At 70.7% G+C, this 25,174-nt stretch carries 26 protein-coding genes and 1 tRNA gene; 8 read left to right on the top strand and 19 right to left on the bottom strand.

Features of this window, described 5'->3' with window-relative positions:
- Window positions 1-138: 138 nt before the first annotated feature.
- The 4 genes from NAF06_RS08300 to NAF06_RS08285 form a co-directional block, all read right to left on the bottom strand.
- Window positions 139-2,508 (bottom strand): methyl-accepting chemotaxis protein, encoded by a 2,370-nt coding sequence (locus NAF06_RS08300; protein WP_008584430.1) that lies wholly within the window; start codon window positions 2,506-2,508, stop codon window positions 139-141.
- Complete coding sequence (locus tag NAF06_RS08295) at window positions 2,505-3,764, bottom strand: ABC transporter substrate-binding protein (RefSeq protein ID WP_008584432.1); 1,260 nt, start codon at window positions 3,762-3,764, stop codon at window positions 2,505-2,507. The genes NAF06_RS08300 and NAF06_RS08295 overlap by 4 nt, the downstream gene beginning before the upstream one ends.
- Window positions 3,765-3,944: 180 nt before the next feature.
- A complete protein-coding gene (locus tag NAF06_RS08290; protein ID WP_008584434.1) occupies window positions 3,945-4,538 on the bottom strand; it encodes a DUF7411 family protein in 594 nt (197 codons plus the stop codon).
- Window positions 4,539-4,892: a DNA-binding protein gene (locus NAF06_RS08285; RefSeq protein WP_008584436.1), complete on the bottom strand. Its 354-nt coding sequence runs from the start codon at window positions 4,890-4,892 to the stop codon at window positions 4,539-4,541. It lies immediately after the preceding gene.
- A gap of 141 nt (window positions 4,893-5,033) precedes the next feature.
- Between NAF06_RS08285 and NAF06_RS08280 the strand changes: the two genes are divergently transcribed.
- Window positions 5,034-6,182: a 60S ribosomal export protein NMD3 gene (locus NAF06_RS08280; protein ID WP_008584440.1), complete on the top strand. Its 1,149-nt coding sequence runs from the start codon at window positions 5,034-5,036 to the stop codon at window positions 6,180-6,182.
- A 61-nt stretch (window positions 6,183-6,243) separates the two neighbouring features.
- On the opposite strand, the gene NAF06_RS08275 is transcribed toward NAF06_RS08280, so the two are convergent.
- From NAF06_RS08275 to NAF06_RS08255, 5 genes are all read right to left on the bottom strand, one after another.
- Window positions 6,244-6,435 carry a DUF7317 family protein gene (locus NAF06_RS08275; protein WP_008584442.1) on the bottom strand — a complete coding sequence of 64 codons (192 nt, stop codon included), beginning with the start codon at window positions 6,433-6,435 and terminating at the stop codon, window positions 6,244-6,246.
- A gap of 415 nt (window positions 6,436-6,850) precedes the next feature.
- Window positions 6,851-8,764, bottom strand: coding sequence for a helicase C-terminal domain-containing protein (locus NAF06_RS08270; protein ID WP_008584443.1), 1,914 nt, complete (start codon window positions 8,762-8,764; stop codon window positions 6,851-6,853).
- 92 nt (window positions 8,765-8,856) lie between these two features.
- On the bottom strand, window positions 8,857-9,084 hold the full coding sequence (locus NAF06_RS08265) for a hypothetical protein (protein WP_008584444.1): 228 nt from the start codon (window positions 9,082-9,084) through the stop codon (window positions 8,857-8,859).
- 39 nt (window positions 9,085-9,123) lie between these two features.
- A tRNA-Glu gene (locus NAF06_RS08260) sits at window positions 9,124-9,198 on the bottom strand.
- A 107-nt stretch (window positions 9,199-9,305) separates the two neighbouring features.
- Window positions 9,306-10,382 carry a M20/M25/M40 family metallo-hydrolase gene (locus NAF06_RS08255; protein WP_008584445.1) on the bottom strand — a complete coding sequence of 359 codons (1,077 nt, stop codon included), beginning with the start codon at window positions 10,380-10,382 and terminating at the stop codon, window positions 9,306-9,308.
- Window positions 10,383-10,492: 110 nt separating this feature from the next.
- Here NAF06_RS08255 and NAF06_RS08250 point away from each other — a divergent pair, with 110 nt between their 5' ends.
- Complete coding sequence (locus NAF06_RS08250) at window positions 10,493-11,506, top strand: zinc-dependent metalloprotease (RefSeq protein ID WP_008584447.1); 1,014 nt, start codon at window positions 10,493-10,495, stop codon at window positions 11,504-11,506.
- Window positions 11,507-11,521: 15 nt separating this feature from the next.
- Here the strand turns inward: NAF06_RS08250 and NAF06_RS08245 are convergent, their stop codons facing one another.
- Entirely contained in the window at window positions 11,522-11,938 is a 417-nt protein-coding gene (locus tag NAF06_RS08245; protein WP_008584449.1) for an SHOCT domain-containing protein, read from the bottom strand.
- A gap of 100 nt (window positions 11,939-12,038) precedes the next feature.
- Between NAF06_RS08245 and NAF06_RS08240 the strand changes: the two genes are divergently transcribed.
- Window positions 12,039-12,692 carry a non-canonical purine NTP pyrophosphatase gene (locus tag NAF06_RS08240; protein ID WP_008584450.1) on the top strand — a complete coding sequence of 218 codons (654 nt, stop codon included), beginning with the start codon at window positions 12,039-12,041 and terminating at the stop codon, window positions 12,690-12,692.
- Between the two features lie 46 nt (window positions 12,693-12,738).
- Here NAF06_RS08240 and NAF06_RS08235 read toward each other — a convergent pair whose 3' ends face one another.
- Window positions 12,739-14,079, bottom strand: coding sequence for an aminotransferase class III-fold pyridoxal phosphate-dependent enzyme (locus NAF06_RS08235; protein ID WP_008584451.1), 1,341 nt, complete (start codon window positions 14,077-14,079; stop codon window positions 12,739-12,741).
- 189 nt (window positions 14,080-14,268) lie between these two features.
- Between NAF06_RS08235 and NAF06_RS08230 the strand changes: the two genes are divergently transcribed.
- Window positions 14,269-14,481 (top strand): hypothetical protein, encoded by a 213-nt coding sequence (locus NAF06_RS08230; RefSeq protein ID WP_006630386.1) that lies wholly within the window; start codon window positions 14,269-14,271, stop codon window positions 14,479-14,481.
- 65 nt (window positions 14,482-14,546) lie between these two features.
- Here NAF06_RS08230 and NAF06_RS08225 read toward each other — a convergent pair whose 3' ends face one another.
- Window positions 14,547-15,185 (bottom strand): IS6 family transposase, encoded by a 639-nt coding sequence (locus tag NAF06_RS08225; RefSeq protein ID WP_008586413.1) that lies wholly within the window; start codon window positions 15,183-15,185, stop codon window positions 14,547-14,549.
- Window positions 15,186-15,277: 92 nt separating this feature from the next.
- On the opposite strand from NAF06_RS08225, the gene deoC reads away from it, so the two are divergent.
- Window positions 15,278-15,925 (top strand): deoxyribose-phosphate aldolase, encoded by a 648-nt coding sequence (deoC, locus tag NAF06_RS08220; protein WP_008584461.1) that lies wholly within the window; start codon window positions 15,278-15,280, stop codon window positions 15,923-15,925.
- Here deoC and NAF06_RS08215 read toward each other — a convergent pair.
- Together NAF06_RS08215 and NAF06_RS08210 are read right to left on the bottom strand one after the other, a co-directional pair.
- The gene (locus NAF06_RS08215; protein ID WP_008584463.1) at window positions 15,922-18,330 is read right to left on the bottom strand and encodes a methyl-accepting chemotaxis protein; all 2,409 of its coding nucleotides are present in this window, start codon (window positions 18,328-18,330) and stop codon (window positions 15,922-15,924) included. The two genes, deoC and NAF06_RS08215, sit on opposite strands and share 4 nt — an antisense overlap.
- Complete coding sequence (locus NAF06_RS08210) at window positions 18,327-19,481, bottom strand: BMP family lipoprotein (protein ID WP_008584465.1); 1,155 nt, start codon at window positions 19,479-19,481, stop codon at window positions 18,327-18,329. Before NAF06_RS08210 ends, NAF06_RS08215 begins: the two co-directional genes overlap by 4 nt.
- A gap of 160 nt (window positions 19,482-19,641) precedes the next feature.
- Here NAF06_RS08210 and NAF06_RS08205 point away from each other — a divergent pair, with 160 nt between their 5' ends.
- A complete protein-coding gene (locus NAF06_RS08205) occupies window positions 19,642-19,866 on the top strand; it encodes a hypothetical protein (RefSeq protein WP_008584467.1) in 225 nt (74 codons plus the stop codon).
- A gap of 91 nt (window positions 19,867-19,957) precedes the next feature.
- A complete protein-coding gene (locus tag NAF06_RS08200; protein ID WP_008584469.1) occupies window positions 19,958-20,122 on the top strand; it encodes a hypothetical protein in 165 nt (54 codons plus the stop codon).
- A gap of 9 nt (window positions 20,123-20,131) precedes the next feature.
- Here NAF06_RS08200 and NAF06_RS08195 read toward each other — a convergent pair whose 3' ends face one another.
- From NAF06_RS08195 to NAF06_RS08180, 4 genes are all read right to left on the bottom strand, one after another.
- Window positions 20,132-20,938 (bottom strand): ABC transporter ATP-binding protein, encoded by an 807-nt coding sequence (locus tag NAF06_RS08195; RefSeq protein ID WP_049908807.1) that lies wholly within the window; start codon window positions 20,936-20,938, stop codon window positions 20,132-20,134.
- A complete protein-coding gene (locus NAF06_RS08190) occupies window positions 20,935-21,735 on the bottom strand; it encodes an ABC transporter permease (RefSeq protein ID WP_008584474.1) in 801 nt (266 codons plus the stop codon). The genes NAF06_RS08195 and NAF06_RS08190 overlap by 4 nt, the downstream gene beginning before the upstream one ends.
- The gene (locus tag NAF06_RS08185) at window positions 21,735-22,763 is read right to left on the bottom strand and encodes an ABC transporter substrate-binding protein (protein ID WP_008584475.1); all 1,029 of its coding nucleotides are present in this window, start codon (window positions 22,761-22,763) and stop codon (window positions 21,735-21,737) included. Before NAF06_RS08185 ends, NAF06_RS08190 begins: the two co-directional genes overlap by 1 nt.
- Window positions 22,764-22,974: 211 nt before the next feature.
- Complete coding sequence (locus NAF06_RS08180; RefSeq protein WP_008584477.1) at window positions 22,975-23,196, bottom strand: DUF8149 family protein; 222 nt, start codon at window positions 23,194-23,196, stop codon at window positions 22,975-22,977.
- 159 nt (window positions 23,197-23,355) lie between these two features.
- Here NAF06_RS08180 and NAF06_RS08175 point away from each other — a divergent pair, with 159 nt between their 5' ends.
- A complete protein-coding gene (locus NAF06_RS08175) occupies window positions 23,356-24,159 on the top strand; it encodes an SDR family NAD(P)-dependent oxidoreductase (RefSeq protein ID WP_008584480.1) in 804 nt (267 codons plus the stop codon).
- A gap of 41 nt (window positions 24,160-24,200) precedes the next feature.
- Here NAF06_RS08175 and NAF06_RS08170 read toward each other — a convergent pair whose 3' ends face one another.
- Window positions 24,201-24,791, bottom strand: a complete 591-nt coding sequence (locus tag NAF06_RS08170) for a PadR family transcriptional regulator (protein ID WP_049908808.1) — start codon at window positions 24,789-24,791, stop codon at window positions 24,201-24,203.
- Between the last annotated feature and the right edge of the window lie 383 nt (window positions 24,792-25,174).

Here is a 25,174-nt window from a genome sequence, read left to right as displayed (position 1 = left end):
GACCGGAGTCGTCGGCATCGGTTCGGCCCGTCGCTCGGTCGTCTGGCATCTCACCCGTAAGTGTGCCGTGTGTCGTGAAGGCGGGATGCCCCGAATAGCGTGGCAGTTTAAACGGATCCGGACGCCGTCAGCGCGGCGCTACTCGGCCCCCTGCCTCCCGCCGTCGGCGGTCGCGCGGGGGCGCAGACTGGCTCGCTCGTCCGCCGCCGGATCGACGTCGGCGTCCGTCTCGAATCGATCGAGCGTCTCCGAGAGCCGGGTCGCGCGCTCGGAGAGCGACGAGACGGACTCGGAGACCTCCCCGAGCGAGGTGGTCTGCTCCTCGGCGGCCGCTGCGACGGTGTCCGCCTCGGAGGCGGTCTCCTCGCTTATCGTCGCCACCTCGTCGGCCATGGAGACGACCTCCTCGGTGGAGGCGGCCTGCTCCTCAGTCACGTCCGAGATCTCCTGAACGCCGTCGTTGGTCTCGTCGGCGAGGTCGGCGATGTCTTCGAGGTCGTCGACGGCGGTCTCGACGCGCTCCGCTGCGTCGTCGATCTGGTCGCTCGTCGACTCGACCTCGGCCGTCGACTGGTCCATCCGACCGCGGATCGCGTCGATGCGCGACTCCGCGGTCTCGGCGGCGTCTTTCACCTCGTCGGACAGCGCCTTGATCTCCTCGGCGACCACCTCGAACCCCTTGCCGCCCTCGCCGGCGGAGCGGGCGGCCTCGATGTTGGCGTTCAACGCGAGGATGTTCGTCTGCTCCGCGATCTCCGAGATCCGGTCTATCAGCTGGTCCACCTCGCTCACCTCCTCGTCGAGCGCGTGGATCGCCGCGACCGCCTCCTCGACGGTCTCCTCGGTCGTCTCCATCTCGTCGATCGCCTCCTCTGCGGCCTCCTGCCCGCGGTTGCCCACCGCCGCCGTCCGCGCGGCGGCCTCGGCGACCTGGTCGGACGAGGAGGCGACCTCCTCGATCGTCGCCGAGAGGTCGCTCATCTCGCCGCTCACCTCGGCCAGCGACTCGCTCTGGTCCGCGGCCCCCTGCGAAATCTCGTCGACCGAGCCGGCGACCTCGTCGGCCGTCTCGGCCACCTCCTCCGCGGCGGCCGTCGCCTGCTCGGACGCGGCGGCGACCTCGTCGGCGAACGCGGAGAGGCGGGCGTGCGTCCGCTCTATCTCCGCGATCATCCCGTTGAACTCCTCGGCGATCGCCGCCATCGCCTCGTCGTCCGCGTCGGTGCGCATCCGCGCCGTGAGGTCGCCGTCGGCGGCCTCCCGCATCGTCTCCCCGTAGTCGTCGGCGGTCGACTGCAGCCGGTCGTTGCGCTCGGCCATCCGCTCTCGCTCCGCCTCGGCGGCCTCCTGTGCGGTCTCCGCCTCGTCGATCTTGGCGCTGAGGGAGTCGCGCATCGCGCCGAACGAGCCGTACAGCCGACCGATCTCGTCGATCCGGTCGGTCTTCAGGTCGACCGAGAGGTCCCCGGACTCCATGCGCTCCGCGCGGTCGCGGAGGTCGCGCAGCGGCCCGACGGTCTGTCGGTTCAGGGCCAGCCCGACGACGGCGAGCGAGAGCAGCCCGGCACCGATCACCATCAGGACGCTCGTGCCGACCGCGTCGCTCGCGGCGAAGGCCTGTGCGGTCGGGACCGTGGTGACGGCGACCCACTCCTTGTCGCCGGTCGAGGCGTACGCCGCCACCCCGTCGTCGCCGCGCTCGAAGGCGGCCCCGTCGCGGGACGCGCCCAGCTCGGCGACGAGCTCTTCGTCGGCGTTCAGGGCGTCGTCGCCGCTGGAGAGGATCGTCTCGCCGTCAGCGCCGACGATCGTCGTCTCCTGGTCGGCGTGGAGCTGTCGGAGGTTGTCGACCCGGTACTCCAGCGTGCCGACCAGCACGACGACGCGCGACTCGTCGCCGGCAACGGGACTGGCGAACGCCATCACCTGATCGCCCATCGCGGTCGACTCGTAGGCCGTCGGCGAGTTCCACACGTCGTTCGACGAGGTGAGGTCGACGCCGGGCTCCACGTCGCTCCACGGGGCGTCGACCGCGTCGACCGACTCGCCCCGGAGGGCGGGCGACGTGCTCGTGACGACCTCGCCGCCGGCCGTGTCGACGAGGTGGATCGCCCGCACGTCGACCGGCAGCTGCGCCTGCTTCTGTATCAGTTCGCCCTCGGCGGTCCCGGCGTCGGCCCCGGAGAGCGCCTGCGTCGACGAGACGGACCGCGTGTGCGTCTCCATCGAGACCGCCCACTCGTTTATCGAGTCGGCGTACATGTCCACCGTCGCGGTGAGCTGCTGTTCGGCGTCCCGCTCGACCGTGGCCTCGGCGCTCGCGTAGTTCACCCCGCCCACGGCCGCGAGGACGACGACGACGAGGAGGATGGAGATGAGGAACTTCGCCCGGTAGTTCCGCCGGATCACGCCCGGCGTGAGCCGCCGCGCGACGCGGCCGAGGGCCGACCCGACGGCGTCGGTCGAGGCGTCGTCGCCCGGTCGGGAGTCGGCGTCGGGACCGCTCATGCCTCCACCTCCGGGGAGACCGTCTCGATGACGCTGATCCCGTCGGCGTCGTACCTGAAGTACTCGTAGTCGATCCCGGAGACGTCGCCGTTCTCGTCGAAGACGACCTCGCTCGACGCGCCCCGGTACTCGACCGGGTCGCCGGCGGCCGCCCGGCGGACCCCCTCCGCGAGGGTCTCGGGCGTGACCTCGGTGCCGCCCTCGGAGGCGACGGCGCGCATCTGCTCGCGGATCGCCCCTCCGTCGTTCTCGCCCGCGGCCGCGTTCGCGAGGAGGAGCACCGCGGCGGCGTCGTACCCGTTCGCGGTGAAGATCCCGGGGGAGCGACCGTACTCGGACTCGTAGCGCTCGGCGAAGGCGTCGTAGCCCGGTCCGTTCGAGGACGGCGCGGTCCCGTACACGTTCGACATCGGCTCGCCCACCTGCTCCGGGAGCGAGGGGTCCATCATCCCGTCGGTGGTGAACACGGTCTCGTCGCCGGCGCGGCCGTCGTAGTAGTGGGTGAAGATCTCGACGCCGTCCTCCGGGTAGCCGATCACGAAGAGCAGGTCGGGATCGTCGGCGAGCGCGGTCGCGAGCGGCTCCTCGTAGGCGTCCGAGAAGGAGACCTGTCGCTGTACCTCGCCGTCGAACGACGTGGCGAACGCGCCGGAGAGCTGCCGACCGTAGTCGCCCGCGATGTAGAGGGTCGCCGCCGAGGAGGCGCCGTGCTCGTCGGCCGCGAGGCCGGCGGCGACGACCGCCTGCAGCGAGTCGTCGGGCGCGGTCCGGTAGCTGAACCCGCGGTCGTTGAGGATGGAGAGCGTCGGGGTCGTGCTCGCGGGCGAGCAGTTGACGACCTCCGCGGGGATGGAGGCCTGCTGGACGGCCTGAAGCGTCACGTCGGAGCCGAGCGGCCCGGCGACCGCCGGGTACCCCGCGTCGACGAGCGTCCGCATCGCGTCGATCCCGCCGCGGGCGGTCGTCTCCGAGTCCTCGATCCGCCACTCGACGCCGGCTTCGACGTCCGACGCCTCGAGCTGTCTCCCCGGGAGCTCGACCGCGTCGGCGATCGGTTTCCCGACCGATCCCAGTCCGCCCGAGAGCGCCATCACCCCGCCGTACCGGAGCGTTCGCTCCGAGAGTGGCGTCCGGCTGTCCGCGGTCTGTTCGGCGTCCGATCCGAGACAGCCGGCGAGCCCGACGGCCGCGACGCCGGTCGTCGCGGCCAACAGCTCGCGGCGGCTGCGTTCCGAGATCCGCCCGTTGCGATACATACGCGACCGGAATAGGGACCGGGTTTTAACGCCTCACCCCGAATTCTCGAATCGGATAATCTAGTGAGGAACGATCGCGATCGAAGTGAGGAAACGCGTGTCACGCCATCTGACGGCTGTCTGACGTGATCCGGTCAGTCGGGGAGAATTATCAATCGGCGAGAACTGCGGGGTCGCCGGTCAGTCGTTGCGCCCGTGGACGTACGTCTGGTCGTGGTCCGGGAACACGTCGCCGACGGTCCCCTCGCCGTACTCGTCGGCGATGAGCGTTCGGAGCTCGTCCTCGTAGTCCGCCTTCGGGACCTCCTCGCTGGGTCCCTGCTGAACGTCGAACGTCGCGTCGACGAGCTGGTCGACGGCGTGGCGGCCGAACCCGGAGAGCGGCGAGATGTAGTCGATCCCGTTGCGGTCCTCGAGGCTCTGCGCCTGCGCCCGCGACACGGTGGGAACCCGGTCGTCGCGGCGCGTCCCGTCCGCGATGGCGTCGACGTCGAGCGCGGCGATGGTCTCTAACGCGTGCTCGTGGACGCGCTGGATCCCGTTCCGGGGGTAGCCGTCCGCGACCATCGTCTCGGCGGCGCGCTCCGCCACCTCGCGGTCGAGGTCGACGCGCTCGAACGGGAACCCGAGCTCGTCGGCCGCGCGCTCCGCGTGCCGCCAGTCGTCCGTGAGCCCGAAGCTGCCGGTGACGCAGCGGACGCCGTAGAACCGGTCGAGCAGGTGGGCGGCGAGCGAGGAGTCTTTCCCCCCGCTGTACAGCAGCGCGAGCTCCATCTACCGGCGGCGGATGTCGAAGCTCTTCTGTTCGGGCTGGAGCTCCTTGAGGAGCTCCCGCATCTGGTCTTCGTCGATGCGACCCTGAACGCGCCCGCTCTGTGCCAGCGCGGCGACCTGCTGTTTCACCTTCTCGCCGAACTGCGGCTTCGACATCTCCACGGCGTTGAGCCGCTGGCGCGCGCCGTCGGTCAGGTGCTGTTTCAACACCGCCTCCTGCTGGGCCTCGGCGCGCTCCTGCGCCTCCTGTTGCGCCTCGGCGGCGTCGCCCTCGCCGCCCTGTCGCTCGCGAAGCTCCTCCATCTTCTTCTCGCGCAGTTCTTCGAGCCGTTCGTCGTCGGGGTTACCGCTCATACACGCCCGTTCTCGGTCCGTGCGAAAAACCATTTCGGAGGTCGAGACCCGCGCGGATCGGCCGGCTCCGCGCTCGCAGCCCGTGACGGCGACCGCCGCGGTCCGCGCCGCTTAAACGGGTCCTCGGCGTAGCCGCGGGCAATGAGCGAGTCGCGAGAGTTCTGTCCGCGCTGCGGCGACCCGGTCCCCGAGCGGCGCGACCCCCTCCCGGGCGAGCCGCGCGGTCGTGACGCGCTGCTCTGTGACGACTGCTACTTCGAGGACTTCGAGCTGGTCGACGCGCCCGACCGGATCGAAGTGCTGGTCTGCTCCGGCTGTGGCGCGGTCCGGCGCGGGGAGTCGTGGCGCGACGTGGGCGCGCGCGACTACACCGACGTCGCGGTCGACGAGGTCGCGGAGGCGCTCGGGGTCCACGTCGACGCCGACGACGTCGAGTGGGGCGTCGAGCCGGAGCAGGTCGACGAGAACACGGTTCGGATGCACTGTCGCTTCTCGGGGGTCGTGCGCGGGACGCTCCGCTCGGCGGAGGTGACGGTCCCGGTGAAGATATCGCGGGGGACCTGCGACCGCTGCGGCCGCATCGCCGGGGGCTACTACGCCGGGATCGTTCAGGTCCGCGCGGACGAGCGCGACCTCACGCCCGCGGAGCGCGCGGAGGCGCTGGAGGTCGCCGAGACGTACGTCGCCGACCAGAAGGCAGACGGCGACCGCGAGGCGTTCATCACCGAGGTCAAGGAGACCGACGACGGCCCGGACGTGAAGCTCTCCTCGAACCGCCTCGCGCAGAACGTCGCGACGCGGATCACGGAGTCGCTGGGCGGGAGCTTCGAGTCGTACCCGACCTTAGTCACCGAGGACGGCGACGGCAACGAGGTGTACCGCGTCACGTTCGCGGTCCGGCTCCCGAAGTACGCGGAGGGCGAAGTGATAGACCCCGAGGACGGCGACGGCCCCGTCCTCGTCACCGGCGTCTCCGGCCGGCTTCAGGGCGTCCGGCTCGCCACGGGCGCGGCGTACACCTCCGCGTTCGCCGACGGGGAGGCACCCGACGCGACCCGACTCGGCACGCGCGACGACGCGACGGAGACGACCGTGGTGACCGTCGAGGACGAGAACGCGATCCAGGTGCTCGATCCGGTCACCTACGAGGCGAAGACCGTTCCGAACCCCGCGTTCGTCGACGAGGACGCCGACGAGGTCCTCGCGTTCGAACACGAGGGCGAGGTTCACCTCGTGCCGAGGGAGGGCGAGGCGTCGGTCGGAGACGACGCACGACCGACGGAGAACTGATCGGTCGTCGGAGAACGCGGAAAATCGAGGGGTTTCGGGACGACCGGGAGCCGTCGTCGCGTCAGTCGGCGCGGGCGGGCTGCTCGCTGCCGAGGGCCGCGGCGCGCTCGGAGTCGGTCACCTCGATGCCGCGGCGTTCGAGCTGCTCGATGAACTCGGCCTCGCTGAGCCCCGCCTGCGCGGCCGCCTGCGACAGGGTCAGCGTTCTCGCACCGTACAGCGTCAGCGCACTCGACAGCCCGTTCGTGGCCATACACCCAGTAGTCGGGTGAGGGATTATGAAGGTTACTACTTCATTGAGGGGCCTGATATACCTTATACGATATATATATTGACGAGTGATCGAAACGGTAGTGATAATACGCGAACCAGTGGCCGCTCGTCTCGGGGAGCCGTCAGCGGCGCGATCGAGCGCGTTCGGCCGTGCGACCGTCGCCCGCAGGAGTTATGTCGCTCTGCGGTCGAGACGCGGGCATGGACAGACAACAGATCTTCGCGCTGTTCTTCGCGTTTCTCATGGTGAGCTCGATGGTCGCCTACGGCGTCTCGCTGCTGTAGTCGGCGAGGAGTCGCGCTCCGGGCGGCGGTCAAGGTCGTCGGCAGTCGAGGCCGTCGGCAGTCGAGGCCGTCGCCGTCGCCCCCGGGTTACGGCCTCGGGGGTCCCCGAATCAGCCGTCGCCCCAGACGTCGGACAGGGGGTGGTCGGACCGTCGCTCGGCGTCGCGCTCGGAGCGGGTCCGGACCGAGCCGTCGCCGTCCGAGTCGCCGGGGGCGGTCGCGCCCGCGTCGCCGTCACCGTCGCGGGCGGCCGAGCGGCCGCCGCTCGTGCCGCCCGACCCGCTCGGTCCCCCAGATCCGCCGGACCGTCGGCTCCGTCGCCGCCCCGCGCCCGCGCCGCCGGCGGGCGACGCGTCGATTCCGGCGAGCGCCGCCTCGGGGTCGACGGACGGCAGCGACGGGGTCGTCATCGCGTCGATCTGGTCGCGGAACCACGCCGGGGTGTCCGGCTCGGCGCGGTCGAAGAGGTCGAGCAGGGAGTCGTCCGCGAGGTACGTCGCGCCGCGGTCGTCGGGGGCGCGGACGACCCGCCCGCACGCCTGGATGACGGTCCGCAGCGCGGTGCGGTGGTACCACGCCCACTGGCCGTCCGCCAGTCGACGTTCGACCCGCGAGTCGTTCGTGTTCCGGTACGGGGCCTTACACACCACCTGCCAGCGGCAGAGGTCGCCCTTCAGGTCCAGCGCCTCCTCCATCTTCACCGAGACGAACACCTCCGGGTCCGAGCTCGCCTTCCACGCCTCCAGCTCGGCGTCGCGGTTCTCCCGGTCGTGCCGCCTGACGCGCGCGGCGACCCCGAACTCCCCGAGGCGCTCGGTGAGACGCTCGGCGATGTCGTAGGAGTGCGCGTGGATCAGTCCCTTCTCGTCGGGGTGTTCGGCCATCAGGCGAACGATCAGGCGGGCGATCTTCGGCACGGTCTCGTCGCGGTGTTCGTACGTCATCGACCCCTGCGTCACGTCGTACAGCGGGCGGTTCGCGAGCGGGAACGTGTGCTCGACATCGATGAGGGCCACGTCGGCGGGGTCGAGGCCGACGCCGCGGCAGAACGCCTCCTTCGAGAGGATGGTGGCGGACAGGAGCGCGAAGCGGTTCCCGCGGTCCCACACCGTGTGCCTGAGGTAGCGCGCCGGGTCGAGCGGCTTGATGTCGATCGCCGACCCCTCGCCGCCCGGCTGGTCGACGACCCACGAGGTCTGCGACTGGGGATCGCGGTAGTCTTCTAAGAACCAGCCGAGCTCGCTTATCAGCTCCTGAAGCCGGTCGCGGCGGGCGACCTCCTCGCGGTTGAGCTCGGGCCGCCCGACCAGCTCGTCTTTCGCGCGGATCGCCACGTCCCGGAGGGTCTCGACGAACCGCGCGGTGCGGTCGAGCGCGTCCTCCTCGGGGCCGGCGTCGGCCGCGACGTCGGGGACGCCCACGTCGTCCCACACCGGGACGCGCTCGGACGATATCTCGATGGTGGCGTACATCTCGGCCCACTCCGCGAGCCCGTGCGCCTCGTCGATCACGACCACGTCGCGCTTGCGGAACACCTCGGAGCCGGCGGTGCGCATGAAGTAGGCGAGGGTCATCGCGGCGAAGCGGTTGCCGGAGGCGATCGCGCGGTCGGAGAAGTACGGACAGCGGTGCCGGATCGAGCAGTCGAACCCCTGCTGGCGCGCGCAGGGCGCGCGGTTCACGGGCGTGTCGTGCTCACCGGGCAGCACGCAGTCGTAGTTCGACTTGCCGCGGATCACCGCCAGATCGTCGAGGAGGTCGTCGGCCTCGACGTCGTCGATCTGCGACACCTGCGGGGTCGTGTAGTACGCGCCGGTCGCCTCGCTGGGGGCCGCCTCGCCGGCGGTTTCGGCCGCGCCCATTATCGCCCGGGCGAGGAGCGACTTGCCGCTCCCCGTCGGCGCGCGCACCAGCACGACCCGGTTCCCGGCCGCGAACGCGTCGCGGATGTCGGCGACCGCCTGTTCCTGCGCCCCGCGGAAGCTCGCCGCGGGGAACTCGTCGGGGATCCGGCTCGGGTCCACACGACGCCCTCGCGCGCTGTCGGAATTAAACCCTCGCTTGGCGGATCGAGTGCCGGACGCCGCGCCGCGACCCGTCACCTCGGAGCGGCCTGTCAGTCGTCGGCCGCAGCCTCGTGCGGCTCCGCCTCCTCGGTCGGGGCGTCCGCGGCCGCCGGCTCGATGGTCCCGATCGTATTGTTGACGCCGTGGGTGCTCCAGCCGCACGTCGCCGAGCGAGCGACGCCGGGTTCGTCGGAGGTGACGAGTCGGTGGCCGTCGGGGACGACTGACTCGTCGCGGACGACCGAACCGGAGCGACCACCCCGACGCGGTCGAGGCACGCGACGCTACGGAAGTTCGGTGCGCGTCGTTCGAGAAAGTGCTCCGGCTGGGATTCGAACCCAGGTCATCACCGTGAGAGGGTGATATGATTGGCCGGACTACACCACCAGAGCACGTCCGTTCGTCGCAATCTACGGTAGGAAAGACGATAGTAAAACAGTTCCGTTTCGACGCCGCCGTGCCCCGGTTTGTCGTGGCGAACCGACCGGCAGCGGGGCCGTCAGACGTCGACCGCGAACGGGTTCGGCGTCGAGTGGGCGTCGCCCGCGGCCGACCCGATCGCGGCGAGGAGGTCGGCGACCGCGTCGAGATCACCGGTATCGATCACCTCGACCGGCGTGTGCATGTAGCGGTTCGGGATCGAGACGTTGAGCGCCGGCGTCCCGCCCCGCGTCGTGTAGAACGCGTCCGCGTCGGTGCCGGTCCGGGTGCCGGCCGCCTGTAGCTGGACCTCCACGCCGGCGGCCTCGGCCGCGTCACGGGCGAGGTCGACGAGGACCGGGTGGTTCGCGCTGCCCCGACCGATCACCGGACCGGCCCCGAGTTCGACCGGGCCGCGCCGCTCGCGGTCGACGTCCGGGTTGTCGGTGGCGTGCGTGACGTCGACCGCGACGAACGCGTCGACGTCGTCGAGGTCGACGCCGACCATCCGCGCGCCCTGGAGGCCGACCTCCTCCTGAACGGTCGAGACCGCGTAGACGGTGGCGTCGACGCCGTCCTCGGCGGCGCGTCGGAGGCCCTCCGCGGCCGCCCACGCGCCGGCCCGGTTGTCGACCCCGCGAGCGGCGATCCGGTCGCCGACGAGGTCGCGGACCCCCGTCGAGAACGTCACGGGGTCGCCGACCTCGACGTGTTCGCGCGCCTCGTCGGCGTCCTCGGCACCGATGTCGACGAACTGACCGGCGACGTCCTCGTACTCGTCGTCGCCGCCGTCGCGCAGGTGGATCGCGGTCTGGCCGATGACGCCCTGGACCGGCTCCTCGGCGTGAACCGTGACGTGTTGGCCCTTCGAGACGGTGCGGTCGGCACCGCCGATGCGGGCGATGCGGAGGAACCCCTCGTCGAGCACGTCGCGGACGATGAACCCGATCTCGTCGGCGTGGCCGGTGACCGCGACCGTCGGCGCGCCGGGGTCCCCCTCGTGGACCGCGACGGCGTTGCCGTACGCGTCGGTCTCCACGCGGTCCGCGAACGCGCGGACGTAGTCGGTCCAGACGCGCTGCGCGGCGGTTTCGAATCCCGAGGGGCTCGGCGTCGCGAGGAGGTCGTCGAGGAACGCTCGGCGCGTGTCGTCCATGTGTGCGGCTGTGTGGCGTCCGGCAAGAAAACGTCGGATCCGGATCCGACGTCTCCCCCGAAAGGGCCGGCCGACACAAGCGCTTTGAGGCGGCCGCCCGTCCGATCGCCATGGACATCCTCCGAAGCGTCCGGGCCGTCGCCGAGGCCGAGGGACCGGGCGTCGTGGACTGGGACCGGGCCGCGTCGGCCGCGAAGAGCGCCACCGACCCCGGGTCGATCGCGCTCGACGACGCCGAGCGAGCGGGGTACGCGGGAGACGTGCGCGACGCCCGCTCGCGGCTCTCGGCGGTCGCGGGGATCGACTTCGACGTGCCCGACACCGTCGAGGTCCAGAACCGCCACCACTGGATCGACGCGAGCGTCGGCACGTTCCGGCGCGTGATGGATCCGATCGAGGCGGCCGCGGCGGCCGCGGACGGACCGGACAGGACGTTCGACGCGACGCCCGAGGCTCGCGGACCGGCGTTCGCGCGGGACATCTCGCGGATCGCCAACACCGGGTCGATGGCGTTCGCGTTGGGATTCCTCTCGCGGAACGTCCTCGGCCAGTACGACCCCCTCCTGCTGGCGGACGAGCCGGACGCCGACCACGGGCTCTACTTCGTCCACCCGAACATCGTCGCGGTCGCGGCCGCGCTCGACGTGGAGTACCCGCGGTTCCGCCGCTGGATCGCGTTCCACGAGGTGACCCACGCCGCCGAGTTCGGCGCGGCACCGTGGCTCCCGGAGTACCTCGAGTCGCGCGTCGAGCGCGGGGTCGAGGGGATGACCGGCCGCGGCCTCGACCCCGACGCGTTCGCGGAGCTTCAGACCGCGATGACCGCCGTGGAGGGGTACGCCGAGGTGCTGATGGACCGCGCGTTCGACGGCGAGTACGCGGACCTCCGGCGGAAGCTCGACGACCGCCGCGGCGGGGGCGGCCCGGTGCGGCAACTGGCGCAACGCCTCCTCGGGCTGGGGCTCAAACGGCGGCAGTACGAGCGCGGGGCCGCCTTCTTCCGGCACGTCGCCGACGAGCGCGGCATCGAGGCCGCCGGGGCGGTCTGGGAGCGCGCCGAGAACCTCCCGACCGCGGCCGAGATCGACGATCCCGAGGCGTGGATCGTTCGCGTCGACCCCTGAACTCCGAGGTCCGGTTCATTCGAGTTCGAGGTCGCGTTCGCGGCCCGCGCCGGATCCTCGGGACGCCGATCCGTCGGACTCGACGCGATCGAACCGCTCGTCGAGGTCCTCCGTCGCCAGCAGCCGGTCGAGTTTCCGCTCGAACTCGGCCTCGTCGATCTCGCCCGCCGCGTACCGCTCGCGCAGTTCCGCGATCGGGCGCTCCGCGGTCGTCGACTCGGGCGCATCGGTGGACCCGGACGCGACCAGCGGGAAGTCCTCGCCGAGGACCCAGATCAGCGGGATCACCACGAAGAACCCGAGGATGAACGTGGCAGGGATCAGCGGTTCCAGTAGCGCCGGCAGCAGGACGGCGAAGAGCGACGTGAGTCCGAACGAGAGTATCCCGACGAGGGCGGTGAGTCGCGTCTTTCCGAACGTGGGGAGGGCCATGGTCGGACGATCCAATTACGTTGACAAAAACGTACTGCCGGCGGCCCCTCCGCCGCCCGCGACCGACGCCTATTCCTCGCGGGCGCGCCCACGCCGATCCGTGCTCAGGTACGTGACGACGAACCCGGGGAAGGTGCGCGAGGCGGAGCGGTACCTCCCGGACGGCTCGGTGGAGCGGCTCGACTTCGACTACACGGAGGTTCAGGCCGACGAACTCGGTCCGATCGCGGCGCGGGGGGCGCGCGAGGCGTACCGCCACGCCGACGCGCCGGTCCTCGTCGACGACGCGGGGCTGTTCGTCGAGGGGCTCGACGGCTTCCCCGGCCCGTACTCCTCGTACGTCGAGGACACCCTCGGGGTCGAGCGCGTCCACGAGATCGCCGCCGACCTCGACGACCGCCGCGCCGCCTTCCGGTGCGTCCTCGGCTACTGCGACGGCGAGGGGTTCGCCGCGAGCCCCGATCCCGTCGACCGGGGCGACCGCGACGCGGCCGCCGCGGCGGGCCCCGGAGCGGGCGAGAGTGCTGACGACGACTTCGACGGCGACCGGGACGACCCCCTCCCCGTGAAGCTGTTCGAGGGGTACGTCCCGGGCCGGATCGTCGCGCCGCGGGGCGACGGCGGGTTCGGCTACGACCCGATCTTCGAACACGACGGCGAGACGTTCGCGGAGATGGACACCGACCGGAAGAACGCGGTGTCACACCGCGGGCGGGCGTTAGAGAAGTTCGCGGAGTGGTACGCGGACCGCTGAGTCGCGGTCCCGGTCTCGCCGGCGGTCCCGAGCCGCGGTCGACGCCTCAGGCCGCCTCGGCGATCGCGTCAGTCAGCAGGTCGGCACCGAGGTCGATCTCGCGTTCGGTGACGTCGAGCGGCGGGAGGATCCGCAGGACGTTGTGGCCGCACGCGAGCGTCAGGAGCCCGCGCCCGAAGGCGTTCTTCACGACGGCGTCGCGGCGCTCCTTCGTGTCGAACTCGACGGCGCACAGCAGCCCCTTCCCGCGCACGTCGTCGACCGGGTCGAGGTCGGCGTCGCGCATCGTCTCGGTGAACTGCCGGCCGCGCGTCACGGCGTTGTCCATGAGGTCGGCCTCCTCGATGGCGTCGAGCGTGATCGCCCCCTGCGCCGAGGCGATCAGGTCGCCGGCCCCCCACGTCGAGGAGAGGCGGCCGGTCTCCTCGGGGAACACGTCGGAGCGGGAGACGGTCGCGCCCACGCGGAGCCCCTTCGCGCTCGTGATCACGTCCGGCTCGTAGGCGTAGTGGTCGGACCCCCACATCTCTCCGGTGCGGCCGACGCCGGACTGGATCTCGTCGGCGATCAGCGTGATGTCGTGTTCCTCGGTGATCGCCGCGATCTCGTCGGTGAACGCGTCCGAGGGGAACCGGTAGCCGCCCTCCCCCTGGATCGGTTCCATGATCAGGTAGGCCACGTCGTCCGGGTGGACGTTCCCCCGCTTCGGGTCGAGTTTCCGGCGCAGCCGCGAGACGCCGTCCGCGAAGAAGCCGCACGAGCAGGTCTCGGGCGAACAGGTGCGGTCGTCGCAGTAGGGCATCTCCATCACGCCGCTCAGCTCCGGGAAGTCGCGGCGGTACACGGACTTCGAGCGGTTGAGGGAGAGCGCGCCGAGCGTCCGGCCGTGGAACGCCCCGTCGAAGGTGATCGCGTACTTCGCGCCGTCGGAGGCGTCGTAGGCGATCTTGATCGCGTTCTCGACCGCCTCCGCGCCCGAGTTCGAGAGGAAGGCGGTGTCCATGTCGTAGTGGTCGGTGACGTCCGTCAGCCGGTCCATGAGCCCCGAGGAGCCGGGGAGCCCGTCGTCGGGCGTCGGACCGCCCGCGGCGTAGAAGTCCTGTCCCGCGATCTTCAGCGGGTCCACGAGGTCGAACTCCGCCAGCCGGTCCATGATGAGCGGGTTGTTGTAGCCGAGCGGCGCGGCGGCGACGTGGCTGGTGAAGTCCATGAGGACGTTGCCGTCCACGTCGGTGCAGAACGGCCCCTCGGCGGGGGCGGTGCGGTCCCAGACGAACTCGTAGACGTAGGTGCTCGGCGCGGCCGACTCGTGGTGGTACTCGACCCACTCCCGGGCGCGCTCGCCCGGGAGGTCGTCGACGACGGGCGTGGCGGTGTCGCGGTCCATGGGTCCGACTGGCACGCGGATAAAATAAGTCCGGGGCGATCGCGAAACGGTTGGAGATTTCTCCAACCCGAACCCGGGGGTTCGGCGTTGGAATGCGGTCCGAGAGGTCCGCCCGCCCGGATCGCTCGGGACACCGAAGATTCGGATCGGAACACAATTGATCGAACGGGTACGAGGAGCGGTATCCAGATGACCGAAGACAACGGTTCCGACCGCGCCCGCAGCCAGCCGGTCGTCGTTCAGGAGGACACCCACCAAAACGAGATCCCCGAGAACATCGACTCGGAGCTGTACTCGGCGGACAGCCCGAGCAACTCCTTCCACGAGTTCCGGATAGAGCCGGACGACGACCTCGTCGAGGCGCTCCGCGAGAACGGCCACACGGTCGTGTTCCGCGATTGACACCGATCGGACACCGCGACTGACGCGGATCGGACGCCGCGCCGACGCCGTGCCGACCGGTCGTGTTAACTTAAGCATCGGTTCCAGCAGACGGCGAAGGCTCGGAGCCACGATTCTGCTGCCGTCGGCTCCGCATTTCTAAACGTATTTGAAAACGAAGAGGTCCGTCGTTTTACTTCTCGAAAGACACGTTCGATGGCATTCCGATTTCCATGACGAGTGATTTGAAATCGAAGTGAGGTTCGTGAGAGTGCTGCTGTGAGGTGTCCGCCAGCATCAACGAGAAATAGCGCATCCTCAACGTGGTGTTTCTCTCTAAGATCGCGGAGAAATACCAGCGTGAATTGTTTGCTTTGGACGGGAAATACGTCAACATGGAGGAATTCGTTTGTGCGAGGATCTACAGCAGCATACAGCCAGTATCTGTCCGAATCGATCTGAATCGCAGTCTCATCAACCGCAACGCGATTCGGGCTCGCACCGTCAACTGGCTGTAGGTCGGCCTTTTGAATCCAGTTGTGAATTGCTGTTCGACTCCGCTCGACACCCAACCTTTCAAGATACTGTTTGGTATTCGAGAGTGATAGTCCGGCAAGATGGAGTCGAATACCGGTTTCAATGATCTCGTGGGGTGTCCGCTCACGCTCCACAAACTCCAAGTCGATCCATCCTGTACAGCCGTCGAGGCGGTTGGATTCGGACATAGAGCATTCGAAACACCGGCCGCCTCGTTCTTAACTTAACACCGCCGTGCCGACCCCGTACGACTTTTAAGTTCCGTCGCCACGGGAGAGACATGAACCGCGAGGAGTTCGCCGCCAGCATCGACCACACCGTGCTCGGTCCGGAGACGACGTGGGCCGACGTGCGGACGGTCCTCGACGAGGCCGCCGAACACGGGATGAACGCCTGTATCCCGCCCTGCTACGTCGCCGAGGCGGCCGAGTACGAGGGCGCGCCCGACACGCTCGCCACCGTGGTCGGGTTCCCGCACGGGCAGCACGCCCCGGAAGTCAAGCGCGACGAGGCGGTCGCGGCGTGGGAGGACGGGGCCGACGAGGTCGACGTCGTGATCAACGTCGGCCGGCTGAAGGCGGGCGACGACGGCGCGGTCGCCGACGAGCTGTCCGACGTGGTCGCGGCCGTCCCGGTCCCCGTGAAGGTGATAATCGAGACCGCGCTCCTCGACGACGGCGAGAAGCGCCGCGCCTGCGAGGCCGCCGTCGCCGCCGACGCCGCCATGGTGAAGACCGCGACCGGCTTCGCCGACGGCGGCGCGACGGTCCCGGACGTGGAGCTGATGAGCGAGTACCTCCCGGTGAAGGCCTCCGGCGGCGTCGGGTCCTACGAGGAAGCGGCGGACATGCTCGACGCGGGCGCGGTGCGGATCGGGGCCTCCTCCGGCGTCGAGATCGTCGAGGGGTTCCCCGAGAGCGCGGATTAGCTCCCGGCCGACGGTCCAGCCGACTCGTCCGAGTCCCGGTCCGCCCCGTCCGACGGCCGTTCTCTCCCGTCGCCGTCGGCCGCGAGACCGTCACCGGGCGTCGAGTCGCTGCCGGATTCGGCGGTCGCCCCGTCCGCCCCGTCGTCGATCTCGTCGGGGTCGACGTCGACCTCGAAGGCCGAGACCGACTCCGAGAGCGCCTCGGCCTGAGCGCGGAGCCGGTCGGCGTTCTCCGCGATGGTGGTCACGGTCGCCGTCTGCTCCTCGGCGGCCGCGGACACCTGCTCGGACCCGGCCGCGACCTCGCCGCTCACCTCGGCGACGTCCTCGACGCCCTCGACAGCGCGCTGCGTCGACCGCGCCTGGTCCTCCGCGGCCTCGCTGATCTCCTGGACGCCGTGGTTCGTCTCCTCGACCGCGTCGACGACGGCTTCGAGCGACGAGGAGGCCTCCCTGACGGTGTCCGACCCCTCGTCGATCCGCGCGTTCGCCTCGCGGATGTCGTCGACGGTCTCGTCCGCCTCCTCGCGGACGGTCTCGATCTGCGACTCGATCTCGGCGGCGGCATCCTGCGTCTCCTCCGCGAGGTCCTTGACCTCGTCGGCGACGACCGCGAAGCCCTCGCCCGCCTCGCCCGCGCGGGCGGCCTCGATCGAGGCGTTCAGCGCGAGGATGTTTGTCTGCTCGGCGACGTCCGTGATGAAGTCGACGACCTCGTCGATCTCGTCCATCCGCTCGTCGAGCGACTCCATCTGCTCGACCGCGGCCGCGGAGCGCTCCTCTATCGCGTCCATCTCGTCGAGCGCCTCGGCGGCCGCCTCGCGGCCGGTCGCCCCGCGCTCGGAGGCGGCCTCCGCGGTCTCCGCGACCGACGCGGCCGACGACGCGACCTCCTCGATGCTCGCGGAGAGGTCGCTCATCTCGTCGCCCACCGCGTCGAGCTGTTCGTCCTGTCTGACCGCGCCGTCCGCGATCTCCTGGATCTGCTCGCTGACGGTCCCGCTGGCGGTCTCGACCTCGTCCGCGCCGGCCGCGAGGTCCGCGCTCGCGTCGTCGACCTCGCCGGCGAAGTCGGCGACCCGGGCGGTGGTCCGCTCCAGCTGCGCCACCATGTCGTTGAACTCCTCGGCGATCTCCCGCATCGCGTCGCGGTCGGCGTCGGGGTCCATCCGCCGGGTGAGGTCGCCGTCGGCGACCGCGCCCATCACCTCGCTGTAGTCGGCCGCGCGGGCCTCCATGTCGCGGGTGACGGCCTCCGCCTCCTCGCGGGCCGCTTCGGCCTCGTCGGCCGCGGTCTCCGCCTCGCCGATCCGCTCGCGGAGCGAGTCGCGCATCTCGCCGAAGCTCGTGAACAGGCGACCGATCTCGTCGATCCGAGAAGTCGAGAGGTCCACGTCCAGCTGTCCCGACTCGATCCGCTCGGCGCGGTCGCGCAGCCGCGCGAGGGGGACGACGGTCCGGCTGCCTAACACGACGCCGACGACCCCGAGCGACGCGAGCGTGAGGAGGATGAGGAGCAGCACCGAGTTCCCCACGTCGTCCCGGACGGCGAAGGCCGTCGACTGGTCGACGCTCGTGACGGCGACCCAGTCCGTCTCGGGGACCGACGCGTACGCGTGGACCTGCCCGTCGCCGATCCGCGTCGCGGTCGTGGCGTTCCCGTCCCGGACCGTCTCGATGCCGTCGGCGTGGCGGTCCTCGTCGACCGTGCCGTCGATGTCGAGGACGGTCTGGCCGGCCGCGTTGAGGATCATCGTCTCCTCGCCGGTGTCGGTGTTCTGGATCCGTTCGAGCTGCGGCTGGATCCGGGTCACCACGACGAGGTATCGCCCGTCGGACCGGGGCACGGAGCTGGCGAACGCCATCACCGGGCGGTCGTTGAGCACGGGCGACCGGTACGAGCGGTCCGACCGCCAGACGCGGTCGTCGTCGCCGACCCCCTCCGGCACGTCGGCGTCGCTCCACGGCGCGTCGAGGTCGCTCGGCGCGCGGCCTTCGAGCGGTTGCTCCGTGCTGGCGACGACCCGGTCCTCCCCCGAGTCGACGACGTGGATACTGACGATGTCCTCGGAGAGCAGCTCGTCTTTCAACAGGATGTACGCCGGCGCGCGCCGGTCGGACCGCAGGGCGTCGGCCGCCGACATCGACCGCGTTTCGGTGCTCATCCGCTCGGTCCACGAGCCGATCGCGTCGGCCTGAAGCCCGCCGGTCTCGGCGAGCTGCGTCGTCGCGTCCGACTCGACGGTCTGCTCGGTCTGGAGGTAGGTGAACGCGCCGCCGGCGACGACGACCGCCGCGACGACGAGGAACGCCAGCGCGAACTTGGCGGCGTACCGGCGACGGACCGCGTCGGGCATGACCCGCCCCGCCGCGCGCGCCACCCGCTCGACGATCCCGTCGCTCATTGGCCCACCGCCTCCGGGTCCGAGGGGACCGACAGGTCGCCGTCGGCGATCCGCTCGCCGGACTCGGCGATCGCCGCGCGGACCTCGTCCGGGATCGCCGGACCGAGCGACGTGCCGTACACGAGCGCGACGCCGTCCTCGGCGAGGCCGAGCGCCCTCGTCGACCCGGTCTGGAGGTCGTCGTCGATCGTCCGCTCGGCGGCGTCGTACACCGCGGTGCCGACCCGCTTCACCATCGACCCGAGGATCACGTCCGCGTACCGCGGGTTGCTCCGCGACTGGTCGGAGTCGACGCCGATCGCGTACCGCCCGTACTCCTGTGCGGCCTGGAATACGCCGAGCCCGCTGCCGCCGGCCGCGTGGTACACCACGTCGGCCCCCGCCTCGTACATCTCCGCGGCGGCGTCGTACCCGCCCTCGGGGTCGTCGAAGTCGCCGAGGTAGGTGGAGCGGACCGACACGTCGGCGGCCGCGTGGTCGACGCCGGCGCGGTAGCCGGCCTCGAACTTGCGCACGAGGTCCGACTCGACGCCGCCGACGTAGCCGACGGTCCGCTCGTCGGGGCGGGTCGACCCCGCGCCGACGGAGAGGTCGCGGCTCGTCACCAGCCCGGCGAGGTGCCCGGCCTGGAACGACCCCTCGTGTTCGCGGAACACGTAGCTCGCCACGTTGTCGCGGTCGACGACCGAGTCGACGATGGCGTACCGCTGGTCGGGGTACTCGCCCGCGACCGTCGAGAGCGCGTCCGCCTGAAGGAAGCCGATACAACAGACCAAGTCGTAGTCGGGGTCGTCCGACGCCGACAGGTCGGCCTGCGTCGTCTCGAACTCAGGGAGCGAGCCCGGTTCCTCGTTCGCGAAGGCCACGTCGTGATCGAGGCGAGCGCGCTGGATCCCCCGGTTCGCGGCGTCGTTGAACGACCGGTCGTCGAGTCCGCCGAGGGCGTAGATCATCCCGACCGTGGCGCTCGCGTCGCCCGCGTTTCGGATCGCGTCGGTTCCCCCGTCCGTCGAGTCGTCGTCGCCGGACTCCATCGACGCCGTCCCGTCGGTCCCGTCCCCGAGACACCCGGACAGCGCGCCTGCGACCGCGCCGCCGAGGCCGACGGTGAGCCGCCGCCGAGAGAGCGTGGCAGTTCGCACGTTTTTCATCCCGTGAGAATCGGCAAGATGGACCTAAAACACCTCGGCGTAAATTATCAACAGCGATAGAAAAGCGACAGTAGCTACGCTCTATCGCGGACTGGTCGGCGTTCCCCGAGAGTGAGAATCCTGCCGGACGGGTTTATGTTCGAAGCGCGTATAGAGAGATATGAGCCACCAACCGGGATCGGCACGCTTCGACCTCGACGCGGCGTTCAAGGCGTTCGGCGCGGTCGGGATCGCCATCTCCGTCGCGCTCGTCGTCGCCGTGTTCGCGCTGACCGACCCGTTCGGGGACTACGTCACCGCCTCGCCCGCCGTCCTCGGCACCCTTCTCTCGGCCGCGCTCGTCGTCGCCGTCGGCTACACGACGTACGCCCTGCGGCGGCGCTGACGGGGCGCTGAACGCGCGGTCCGCGGGCCGAGCGCGCCGTCCGAGAGCTCCCGGCGGGAGACATAAACCGCTCGCGGGCGGAGGGACGGGCATGACCGACGAGCCGACCGACCCGGCGGTGGAACGGTTCCTCGACCGAGCGGCGTCCGCGCTCGACGACTACGACGAGGGGTACGCCGACGCGGACGCGACGCTGGCGACGCTGCGGACGCACGTCGACGAGCTGTCGGCGAGCGTCGAGGAGAGCGAGGAGTAGCCGGGTCGGCTACGGACCGGCACCGATCAGTTCCCGTACGCGGCCGACGTACTCGGCGAAGGCTGCGTCGCCGCGCTCTCGCGGCCGCCCGACGTCGACGTCGACGACCTCGCGGACGCGGCCCGGGTCGGCGGCCATCACGACGATCCGGTCCGCGAGCGTCACCGCCTCCGCCACGTCGTGCGTGACGAAGAGGACGGTCTTCCCCGTCGACGCCCACACGTCGAGCAGCTCCCGCTGGAGCATCTCTCGGGTCTGGGCGTCCACCGCGCCGAACGGCTCGTCCATCAGCAGGAGGTCCGGGTCGACGGCGAGCGCCCGGGCGATGGCGACGCGCTGTTTCATCCCGCCCGACAGCGACTTCGGGTAGGCGTTCCGGAACTCCGTCAGGCCGACGAGGTCGAGCATCTCGCCGACCCGCCGCTCGCGCTCGTCGGGCGAGCGGTCGCTCCGTTCCAGTCCGAACCCGACGTTCTCGGCGACCGTCAGCCACGGGAACAGGTGGTACTCCTGGAACACCACGCCCATGTCCGTCGTCGGGCCCGTGACCTCGGTCCCGTCGAGGAGGACCCGGCCGCCCGTCGCCTCGGTCAGCCCGGCCACGATCCGGAACAGCGTCGTCTTCCCGCAGCCCGACGGGCCGACGAGGCAGACGAACTCGCCGTCCGCGACCGAGAACGACACGTCGTCGAGCGCGCGCACCGGGTCGCCGTCGCCGTCGGCGGGGTACGTCTTGCCGACCCCGTCGAGCGCGACGCTCGCGGCCGCGGGCGGGAGGGATCCGGCTTCCCCGTCGTCCGCGCCGTTCCCGTTCATGCGCGCCACACCAACACCCTCCGTTCGACCGCGCGGAACGCCACGTCGACGAGGAGGTACATCAGGCTCAACACGAGGATGTACGCGATCGCCTGGTCGACGCGCAGGTTGTTGCTGGCGCGGATGATCTCGCGGCCGACCCCGGGAACGCCGAAGATCTCCGAGGCGACGACGAGCATCCAACACCGCCCCAGTCCGGTCCGGATCCCGGTCATGATCCCCGGCGTCGACGCCGGCAGCACGATCGACCGGACCGCGTCGAGGTCGCCCCGGACGCCGAGCGTCCGCCCCACGTCGAGGAGGTCCTCGGAGACGCCCTCGACCGCGCCGTACGCCGCGTAGAAGTTGATCCAGAACGCCCCCACCGCGATGATGAAGGCCGCGCCCCAGTCGTTGATGCCGAACCACGCGATCGCGAAGCCGATCAGCGCGAGCGGCGGCACGGGTCGCAGCGTCCGGACGAGCGGCGCGGTGAGGTCGTCGAGCAGCCGGCTCCACCCGAGCGCCACGCCCGCGCCGACGCCGAACGCGGTCCCGACGACGGTGCCGGGGATCCAGTGACTGACGCTCTGGAAGAGCGCCGCGGTCATGTCTCCCGACGCCAGTTCGCTCGCGAACGCCTCGGTGACCGCGACCGGCGAGGGAACCACGTACGCGGGCGAGCCGAGCGAGACGACGTACCAGACGACGAGGAACCCCGCGACGCCGAGCGCGCCGCGGAGGAGCCGGCGGGGGTCGCCGAGCCCGACCGCGACGGCCGCGTCGCCGCCCAGTTCCGATCCGGTTTCGGTCGCCATCAGAGCGAGTCGTACGCCTCCAGATCGAAGATCTGATCGGTCGACAGCTGCTCGTCGATCTGGTCGTTCCCGGCCGCGAACTCCGAAAACACCTGCGTCGCGTCCGTGATCTCGTTGGGGTCAGTGATGAAGTTCGACAGCGGCGAGTCGAGCGCCTTCCGCGCGCGGTCGACCGGCATCCCGATCCCCTCGTTGACGTGTTCGGCGGTCGCGTCCGGGTTCGCGTCGATGAACTCGGTCGCGCGGACGTGCTGTTCGAGGAACTGCGCCGCGAGCGGCGAGTCCCGCACCGCGTCGCTCATCAGGGTGACCGCGGCGGGCTGGCCGGGGAGGACCTCGGCGGCGGTCCGGAGCATCGTCACGGACGAGCCCTCCGCCTGCGCGATGGTCGGCACCGGTTCCATGATCGAGGTGCCGTCGATCTCGTCGTTGGCGATCGCCTGCCACACCGCGCTCGCGCCGTTGATCTCGATGATCTCGACGCTCTCGTTCGCGGCCGGGTCGACGCCGACGTCCCGGAGCCAGTAGCGGAGCAGCACGTCCGGGACGCTCCCCTGCGGGAACGTGCCGAAGGTGAACGGCTCGCCGGTCTCCGCCTCCCACGCCGCGAACGCGTCGGCCCCCTGCGACTCGAACGTCTCGTGGAACGACTCCTCGGCCATGATCCCCATCGGCTCCCGGATGTTCGCGGCGGTCACCCGCGCGGGGACGCCGCGGTCGATCGCGATCATGGCGGGGACGATCCCGAACATCGCGACGTCGATGTCGCCGCCGCCGAGCGCCTGAACGATCGCGGGACCGTTGCCGAACTCCTGTCCCGTGATCTCGGCGTCGATCTCGGAGAAGTAGCCCTCGCCCTCCATCACGTACCACTGGAGGTCGGGATAGATCGGCATGTGCGCGACCGTCAGCTCGTCGAGTCCGCCGCCGTTGCCGCCGCCGACGCAGCCGGCGAGGCCGACCGTCGCAGTTCCGCCCGCGGCCGCGAGGAAGGACCGTCGCGACGCTGTCCGCGTTAACTGGTACATATACCTGAAAGCGGGGCCGCGGGCAACACCCTCGCGTCACCAGCAACTGAAGCGGATTTCGATGACACCGCCGATCGACTATATTGACATTAGAACCGCTCAAAGCCCTATTTTCCTAAATATTCCGCTGTGAGAGACGTCACCGACTACGGCGAGTATTGCTGCCGGCCCGTGCGGGCCGAAGCGTGGGTCCGGGGTCGGCGAGACCCGCTCACGGCTCCTCGGTCGCCTCCTCGTCGAACAGGCCCAGATCCTCGGCGACGAGGTCGGCGAGGCGGTCTTTGATCGCCGGGTCGACCTCCGCGACGGCGTCGCCGTCGTGTTTCTGGGCGTTGTGTTTGTCGAGCGCGTCCGCGAGGTCGTCGAGGGGGACGCGGGTCTCCGTCTCGCACTCGTCGCACACGATCGGGACGGACGGCTCGTCGGTGGACATTGTCCGGACGATCGCCCGTGGCGGATATATGCCTTCGGGCGTCGGCCCGAAGTTCGGGGGCGGTCGGACAGGTGCCGCTCCGGCGCGCGGGTTCCGGTCCGCCTCGCCGGGACGCCGCGAACCGCCACCGTCTACTGACCCCGTCGCGAATCGCCGGCCATGGACGTGCTCGTGACGGGGGCGGCGGGCGGGATCGGCGGCGGGGTCGCGCGCTCGCTCGCGGCCGCCGGGCACGACGTTCTCGGAGTCGACCGCGACGCGGACGGGCTGGCAGACCTGCCCGACGCGGTCGAGACCGCCGCGATCGACCTCCGCGACGAGGCCGCCGTCCGAGAGCTGCTCGCCGACCGGCCGCTCGACGCGGTCGTCTCCTGCGTCGGCGGCTACGAGATCGCGGCGGTCGAAGACACCTCCGTCGAGGCTTTCCGGCGGCAGTTGGACACGAACCTGACCGCGGTCCACGCGACCGTCTCCGCCGCGCTCCCGGCGCTGCGCGAGCGCGGCGGGCGGGTCGTGGTCGTCGGCTCGATGGTCGGGTCGGTCGCGTTGCCGTATCACGGCGCGTACAGCGCCGCGAAGGCCGGACTCGACGGCTACGTCGACGCGCTCCGCAGGGAAGTCGGCCACCGCGGGGTCGACGTGACGCTGATCGAGCCGGGGCCGGTCCCGACCGGGTTCAACGAGCGGGCGGCCGCGGCGGCCGCGGCTGCCGATTCGGACGGCCCCTACGCCGACGCCTACCGCGCGTTCGAGGGGTACTCGCCGGCCGCCACCGACCTCGAAACGGTCGTCGAGCGCGTGGTGACCGCGACGACGGCGGACCGACCGCGGACCCGCTACCGGGTGAGCCGCCGGGCGCGGTGGCTGCCGCGGCTCGCCCGCGTGCTCCCCGACCGGCTGTACGACCGGCTCGTGCGCGCCGGGCTCCCCGGCGGAGTCCTGTGGCGGCTGCTCCATCGGTAAATCGCCGCGTCTCACCGGAATGCCGCGCTCGCTCTGCCGCCTCAGTCGTCGGCCGCGCCGGACGAGGCCTCGTCGGCGTCGTCCGCGGTCCCGGTTTCGGACGGGTCGGCCTCGGCGGCGGCGTCCGCGTCGGGCTCGGCGTGGAACTCCTCGGGCGAGGCGTCGATCCGCTCGAACTCGCCGAAGTCGCGCTCGTGGTGGCGGATCATCTGTTCGACGACCCACGCGCTGTACCGCTCGGAATACTTCCGCTCGGCGTCGGCGTCGTCGACCTCGAAGCGGTCGTCGGTGGCGAGCGCGGCGTACAGGTGGTAAAACCCGAGGACGACGTCGCCGAAGTCCCTCGCCTCGCCGCCGATCGCGGCGCGCTTCTCGGCCAGTTCCTCGCGGCCCGCGTCGGTGAGCGCGAAGTACTTGCGGTCCGGCTCGTCGGCGCGCTCGACGCGCTCCGCGACGCCCTCCTCCTCGAACTTGTAGAGGATGGGGTAGACGGAGCCGTAGGAGGGCTCCCAGTGGCCGCCGCTTATCTCCGTGATCTCGCCGAGCAGCTCGTAGCCGTACCGGGGGCGCTCGTCGAGCAGCTCCAACACGAGGTACGAGATCAGGCCTTTCGGAGGACCGCTTTTCCGCATCGTCTCCACCTTTCGGGGTCGCAGTGAAAGGGTTTCGGTCACGGCGACAACGGACGCGAGCCGCGACGGGCCGGGCGGTTCGGGGGGTTCGGCGGCCCCGAAGCGCAACTGGACAGCCACATGCGGTGGCGCGTGCCGACGAACGCCCGGAGGGCGTGAGTCGCACGCGCGAGGGAGTCGGCGGTCCGAAGCGAAGCGGAGGACCGCCGACGAGGCTGGGGAGGCGTGAGGTGCGGTGCGGTTGCGGGGCGGGACTCGAAGGGGCAGGCGTGAGGCGGGCGGAGGCGATGTAAGCACCGCAGCGAAGGAGCGGCAGCGACTGAGCGAGGAGCGCAGCGAGCGTGCGCCCGCCTCACGGCTGGGGCTTCGGCGGTCTTGACCAC

Source organism: Halorubrum hochsteinianum (genome assembly GCF_023702125.1).
GTDB lineage: Archaea > Halobacteriota > Halobacteria > Halobacteriales > Haloferacaceae > Halorubrum > Halorubrum hochsteinianum.
The sequence above is the reverse complement of the archived record's forward strand: the minus strand, read 5'-3'. Positions and strand labels throughout refer to the sequence as shown.

Coding starts and splice junctions, on each gene's coding strand:
- NAF06_RS08230 (WP_006630386.1), top strand. CDS start 14,269: ATGACCGAAGACAACGGTTCCGACCGCGCCCGCAGCCAGCCGGTCGTC.
- NAF06_RS08205 (WP_008584467.1), top strand. CDS start 19,642: ATGAGCCACCAACCGGGATCGGCACGCTTCGACCTCGACGCGGCGTTC.
- NAF06_RS08235 (WP_008584451.1), bottom strand. CDS start 14,079: ATGGACCGCGACACCGCCACGCCCGTCGTCGACGACCTCCCGGGCGAG.
- NAF06_RS08215 (WP_008584463.1), bottom strand. CDS start 18,330: ATGAGCGACGGGATCGTCGAGCGGGTGGCGCGCGCGGCGGGGCGGGTC.
- NAF06_RS08290 (WP_008584434.1), bottom strand. CDS start 4,538: ATGGAGCTCGCGCTGCTGTACAGCGGGGGGAAAGACTCCTCGCTCGCC.
- NAF06_RS08170 (WP_049908808.1), bottom strand. CDS start 24,791: ATGCGGAAAAGCGGTCCTCCGAAAGGCCTGATCTCGTACCTCGTGTTG.
- NAF06_RS08295 (WP_008584432.1), bottom strand. CDS start 3,764: ATGTATCGCAACGGGCGGATCTCGGAACGCAGCCGCCGCGAGCTGTTG.
- NAF06_RS08245 (WP_008584449.1), bottom strand. CDS start 11,938: ATGGCCCTCCCCACGTTCGGAAAGACGCGACTCACCGCCCTCGTCGGG.
- NAF06_RS08275 (WP_008584442.1), bottom strand. CDS start 6,435: ATGGCCACGAACGGGCTGTCGAGTGCGCTGACGCTGTACGGTGCGAGA.
- NAF06_RS08195 (WP_049908807.1), bottom strand. CDS start 20,938: ATGAACGGGAACGGCGCGGACGACGGGGAAGCCGGATCCCTCCCGCCC.
- NAF06_RS08255 (WP_008584445.1), bottom strand. CDS start 10,382: ATGGACGACACGCGCCGAGCGTTCCTCGACGACCTCCTCGCGACGCCG.
- NAF06_RS08210 (WP_008584465.1), bottom strand. CDS start 19,481: ATGAAAAACGTGCGAACTGCCACGCTCTCTCGGCGGCGGCTCACCGTC.
- NAF06_RS08225 (WP_008586413.1), bottom strand. CDS start 15,185: ATGTCCGAATCCAACCGCCTCGACGGCTGTACAGGATGGATCGACTTG.
- NAF06_RS08250 (WP_008584447.1), top strand. CDS start 10,493: ATGGACATCCTCCGAAGCGTCCGGGCCGTCGCCGAGGCCGAGGGACCG.
- NAF06_RS08300 (WP_008584430.1), bottom strand. CDS start 2,508: ATGAGCGGTCCCGACGCCGACTCCCGACCGGGCGACGACGCCTCGACC.
- NAF06_RS08190 (WP_008584474.1), bottom strand. CDS start 21,735: ATGGCGACCGAAACCGGATCGGAACTGGGCGGCGACGCGGCCGTCGCG.
- deoC (WP_008584461.1), top strand. CDS start 15,278: ATGAACCGCGAGGAGTTCGCCGCCAGCATCGACCACACCGTGCTCGGT.
- NAF06_RS08280 (WP_008584440.1), top strand. CDS start 5,034: ATGAGCGAGTCGCGAGAGTTCTGTCCGCGCTGCGGCGACCCGGTCCCC.
- NAF06_RS08175 (WP_008584480.1), top strand. CDS start 23,356: ATGGACGTGCTCGTGACGGGGGCGGCGGGCGGGATCGGCGGCGGGGTC.
- NAF06_RS08185 (WP_008584475.1), bottom strand. CDS start 22,763: ATGTACCAGTTAACGCGGACAGCGTCGCGACGGTCCTTCCTCGCGGCC.
- NAF06_RS08200 (WP_008584469.1), top strand. CDS start 19,958: ATGACCGACGAGCCGACCGACCCGGCGGTGGAACGGTTCCTCGACCGA.
- NAF06_RS08180 (WP_008584477.1), bottom strand. CDS start 23,196: ATGTCCACCGACGAGCCGTCCGTCCCGATCGTGTGCGACGAGTGCGAG.
- NAF06_RS08285 (WP_008584436.1), bottom strand. CDS start 4,892: ATGAGCGGTAACCCCGACGACGAACGGCTCGAAGAACTGCGCGAGAAG.